At 73.6% G+C, this 5144-nt stretch carries 4 protein-coding genes and 1 pseudogene; all 5 read left to right on the top strand.

Going from position 1 to position 5144, the window contains the following annotated elements:
- Positions 1-168, top strand: a pseudogene (locus ACWGJO_RS40865) (NmrA family transcriptional regulator); the annotation flags it as partial.
- A gap of 83 nt (positions 169-251) precedes the next feature.
- Entirely contained in the window at positions 252-899 is a 648-nt protein-coding gene (locus tag ACWGJO_RS40860; protein ID WP_452190862.1) for a hemerythrin domain-containing protein, read from the top strand.
- Positions 900-1187: 288 nt separating this feature from the next.
- Entirely contained in the window at positions 1188-1715 is a 528-nt protein-coding gene (locus ACWGJO_RS40855; RefSeq protein ID WP_452190861.1) for an anthrone oxygenase family protein, read from the top strand.
- A gap of 289 nt (positions 1716-2004) precedes the next feature.
- Positions 2005-2388 (top strand): hypothetical protein, encoded by a 384-nt coding sequence (locus ACWGJO_RS40850; RefSeq protein ID WP_452190860.1) that lies wholly within the window; start codon positions 2005-2007, stop codon positions 2386-2388.
- A gap of 296 nt (positions 2389-2684) precedes the next feature.
- Positions 2685-5081, top strand: a complete 2397-nt coding sequence (locus ACWGJO_RS40845) for a lamin tail domain-containing protein (RefSeq protein ID WP_452190859.1) — start codon at positions 2685-2687, stop codon at positions 5079-5081.
- Positions 5082-5144: the final 63 nt, after the last annotated feature.

The raw sequence follows: 5144 nt of genomic DNA, 5'->3' as shown, positions 1-5144 counted from the left end.
CTGGAGGCGGCGGGGCTGCCGGCGGACTTCGCGGAGCTGTTCTCGGTGATCCTGGACGGCCGCAACGCCTCGCTGGGCGACGGTGTGCGGCGGGCACTGGGGCGTGAGCCGCGGGACTTCGCCGACTACGCCCGCGAGGCCGCCGCCTCCGGCGTGTGGAACGCGTGAGCCGACCCGTCCGGGCGGCTCCGACCGGCCGCCTGCGGGCGGGCGTTGGTCGATAAATCCGAACGGACTCTGGAGGTCTGGTCATGACGGACGGTACGACGATCTGGTCGACCGAGCACGGGCTCCGCGCCCTGCCCGAGCAGCTCAAGGGCTTCGGCCTGATGCACGTCGCGATGCGCAGGGACGCGGCACGGCTGACCGCCGTGGCGCAGCGCGGTGCGGCGGGCTCCTCCGCGGCGCTCGCGGAGTGGTTCGGGCGGCTGCGCGCGGTGATCGACTGGCACCACCACAGCGAGGACGAGATCCTCTGGCCGTACCTGCGCGGCCGGGTGGCGGGCTTCGACGGCAGCGGGGTCCTGGAGGAGGACCACGAGGCGCTGGACGCCTCGATGCGGCGGGTGGCCGGGGTGCTGGGCTCCGGCCTGCGGGCCGAACTCCCCGAGGTGGCCCGGGCGTTCGAGAGCCTGGTGCGCGAGCACCTGCGGCACGAGGAGCCGGTGGTCTTCCCGGCGCTGGCCGGTCTGTCGGTGGACGAGTACCTGCGGGTCGAGCGCCGGATCATCGGGAGCGCGCCGACCCAGGTGATGACCTACCTCCAGCCCTGGATGTTCGACGGCGCGGACGCGGCCTCGGTCCGGGCGGTCTCGGCGACCATCCCGGCCCCGGTACGGCTGCTCGGGCGGACGGTCCTGGACCGGCGGTACCGGCGCGGCCTGGACCCGGTGCTCTGACGAGGCCGGGAACCTCGCCCCCGGACCCGGACCCGGACCCGGGCGCGGCAGCGAGGCACGCGGCACCGCGGCACGTGCCACCGCGGCACGCGCCCTGCCGGGGAACCGGGTTCCGGTTGTCGCGGTTTCGTTGCGCGGCTCGCCGCACCGTGGGCGGTGTCGAGTGTTCCACGTTCGCCGGCGCCGCACTGCGCGGAGCCGGAAGAGTGAGAGGGTCCTGGGATGCGTTCGGATCAGACCGCGGTTCCGCTGTCGTACACGGCGCCGTCGACCATCGGGGGTGTGGGGATGGGGAGTTCCGTGCAGAGCGTCGGACAGAGCAGGGCCGCGGGTCCGCTGCTGGTGGGTGCCACCGTCGCGATGGGCCTGATGGCCGGGCTGTTCTTCGCCTTCGACGTCTCGGTGATGCCGGGCCTGGCGGCCGGGGACGACCGTACCTACGTGACGGCGATGCAGCACATCAACAAGTCGATCGAGAACGGGCTGTTCGGCCTGGTCTTCGTCGGCGCGCTCGCGGCGACCGGCCTGGCGGCCTGGCTGCTGCACAAGGCCGGCCGGCGCCGGGCGGCGCTGTGGGCGGCCCTGGCGACGGCGCTGTACGTGGTGGCGCTGATCGTCACCATGGGCGTCAACATCCCGCTCAACAACGAGCTGGCGGCGGCCGGCGACCCCTCGCAGATCCACGACTTCGCCGCCGTGCGGGCCAGGTTCGCGGACAGCTGGGTGCCGGCGAACATGCTCCGCACGGCGCTCTGCGCCGGCGGGCTGCTCGCCCTGACCCGCTCCCTGGTGCTGCACGGCCGCGGCGGCCGCTGAGCCACGCCCGTCCTGCGCACCGCCGCTGTGCCCGTCCGCCTCGTGCGGGCGGGCACACGCGCGTTCCCCGGCCGTGCGCCCGCCCCTGCCCACGGGCCGACGGACCCGGTCGGTGCGCGGGGGCGTGCGCCGGTGCGCCGGGTCGGTGCGTTCTCCCAATTCAGTTGGTGAGACCCCGAGTTGGCGAACCGGCCGGATGTGGTGGAGCATAGGCCGGGCCCGGTCTGTTGCGGTGCGCTTGCGCCGCGGCCGAGGCACCGTTCGACTGCTGGGGGAGGAGGCGGTTCCGGTGAATCCGGCGGAACGTCCGTTTCTGGTCCGGGGGAAGGCGGTCCCCCTGGCCAGATACCTGGCGGAGGCGGACATCGAGGGCCTGGTGGCCTGCTCGTGCATCGGGAACGAAGTCAGCATCGACCTCGCGGACACCAGGATCCTGGTGAACCTGGTCGACGTCGCCGACGTGGTGCGGCTCAACTTCGACATGGTCCAGGACGGCCCGGCCAAGCCCCGCTCCTGGTCGCGCCGGCTGCCCGCCGGCACCGGCCCGCGCGAGATCGCGTCCCGGATAGCGCTGGACGTGCGGGCCCTGGAACGCGAACTCGCGCCGCTGCGGCTGCGCCCGCCCCGGGCGACGCCGACGGTGACGCCGCCGCGCCAGCACCGTCCGGGCTGACCACCCGGCGGGCGGGAACCGGCCCGGGTCCGGCGGCGGAGGCGCTGCCGGGCCCGGGCTCCGCGCTGTCCCGGTCGGACCGGCGGCCCCGTGGGGAGCGGAAGTCGCCTCCGGCCATCCGGAGTTCACCCTCCCACTTGTCGCGCGTAGAAACGTTCTTCCGCCGTATGTCTGGCCGTTGCCCGATACGCCCGGTAGGGATCTGGTGGCGCTGTTAGAACCGCAGCGCCCGACCTTTCTTGTCCGTGGTCACACCGCCGGGCCACGAGCCCGGACGGTGGTCAGGAGGAAGCCTCATGCGGAGCACCTTGAACCCCCGGATCACCCCGGGAGCGGCGCGAGTGCGGCGCCGGACGTCGGCGGCGGCCTCCGCCGCGGCCGTGGTGGCGGCGCTGGTGGCGCTGCCCGGCGGCGTGGCGCAGGCGGCCTCGCCCGACATCGTGATCAGCCAGGTGTACGGCGGCGGCGGCAACTCCGGTGCCCCGTACGCCAACGACTTCGTCGAGCTGTACAACCGCGGCACCACGCCGGTGTCGGTCACCGGTTGGACGGTGCAGTACGCCTCGGCCACCGGGTCCAGCTGGTCGCGGACCACCCTCTCCGGGACGATCGCGCCCGGCCACTACTTCCTCGTCCAGGAGGCCGCCGGGGCCGGCACCGGCGCCGCGCTGCCGACGGCGGACGCCACCGGCACGATCGCGATGTCCGCGACCTCCGGCAAGATCGCCCTCGTCACCAACGGCACGGCGCTGACCTGCGCCACCGGCTGCGCGACCCAGGCCGGGGTGAAGGACTTCGTCGGCTACGGCACCAGCGCCGGCTCCTCCGAGGGCTCGCCGACCGGCAACCTGTCGAACGGCACCGCGGCCCTGCGCACGGGCGGCGGCGCCACCGACACCGACAACAACGCGACGGACTTCGCGATCGGCTCGCCCGCGCCGCGCAACTCCTCCACCGGCGGGGGCGGAAACCCCGGCGGCACCCGCATCCACGACATCCAGGGCGCCGCCCGGGTCTCCCCGCTGGCCGGCAGCGCGGTCAGCGCCGTGCCCGGCGTGGTGACGGCCGTCGGCCCCAACGGCTTCTGGTACCAGGACCCGCAGCCCGACAACGACCCCGGCACCAGCGAGGGCATCTACGTCTACACCTCCGGCGCGCCCTCGGTCGCGGTCGGCGACTCGGTCACGGTGAGCGCCACCGTCAGCCAGTTCCGCCCGGGCGGCACCGGCGGCACCACCAACCTGTCGATCACCGAACTGACCGCGCCCGCCGTCACGGTGGTCGCCCACAACGCGCCGCTGCCCGCCGCCACCCTGGTCGGCCAGGGCGGGCGGGTGCCCCCGTCCGCGGTCATCTCCGGCGTCACCTCCGGCGACGTCGAGACCGCGGGAAACTACCAGCCCGCCACCGACGGCCTGGACTTCTGGGAGTCCCTGGAGGGCATGCGGGTCGAGATCGACGACGCGGCCGTGGTCGGCCCGACCAACAAGTACGGCGAGCTCTCCGTCGTCCCGCAGGGCAGCGGCACCCGCACCAACCGGGGCGGCATCCTGCTGCAGGCGAACGACGGCAACCCGGAGCGGGTCGTCCTCGGGAAGGCGCTCGCCCCCACCCCGACCGCCAACGTCGGCGACACCCTGACCGGCGCCACCGTCGGCGTGCTCGACTACGCCTTCGGCAACTTCACCCTCCAGGTCACCGCGACCCCGACGGTCACCCCCGGCACCACCACCCCCGAGGTCACCGCCGCGCCGACGGCCGGCCAGCTCGCCGTCGCGACGTTCAACGTGGAGAACCTCGCCCCGTCCGACCCGCAGAGCAAGTTCGACGGCCTCGCGGCGGGCATCGTCACCAACCTGCGCTCGCCCGACCTGGTCGCCCTGGAGGAGATCCAGGACAACAGCGGCGCCACCAGCGACGGCACGGTGAGCGCCACCCAGACCCTGGCCAAGCTCACCGCGGCCGTCACCGCGGCCGGCGGGCCCTCCTACTCCTACCGCGAGATCGACCCGGTGGACGGCCAGGACGGCGGGCAGCCCGGCGGCAACATCCGCCAGGTCTTCCTGTACCGCACCGACCGCGGCCTCTCCTTCACCGACCGCCCCGGCGCCGGCTCCACCACCGCCGACTCCGTGGTGAACGCGGGCGGCACGCCGCAGCTGGCCTACTCGCCCGGACGGATCGACCCGGCCAACGCGGCGTTCAACTCCAGCCGCAAGCCGCTGGCCGGTGAGTTCCGCTGGAACGGCAAGCCGGTCTTCGTGATCGCCAACCACTTCAACTCCAAGGGCGGCGACCAGCCCCTCTTCGGCCGCTACCAGCAGCCGGCCCACCCCTCGGAGAGCCAGCGCCACGACCAGGCGACCGTGGTGAAGGACTTCACCGACCGGATCCTGGCCGTGGACCCGAAGGCCTCGGTCATCGTGCTCGGCGACCTCAACGACTTCGAGTTCTCGCAGACCGCCGACATCCTCACCGCCGGCGGCTCGCTCACCGACCTGCCGCGCACCCTGCCGCTGCCCGAGCGCTACACCTACGTGTACGAGGGCAACTCGCAGGTGCTGGACCACATCCTGATCTCCGGCGCGCTCGCGGCCACCGCGTACAGCTACGACATCGTGCACATCAACAGCGAGTTCAGCACGCAGCTCAGCGACCACGACCCGCAGGTGGTGCGCATCCCGCTGCCGTAGCGGGCCCGACGAACGGTGCCGGTCTCCCCAGCACGTGGGGGAGACCGGCACAAGGAAGGGAGC

This window comes from Kitasatospora sp. NPDC054795 (assembly GCF_053611565.1).
The sequence above is the reverse complement of the archived record's forward strand: the minus strand, read 5'-3'. Positions and strand labels throughout refer to the sequence as shown.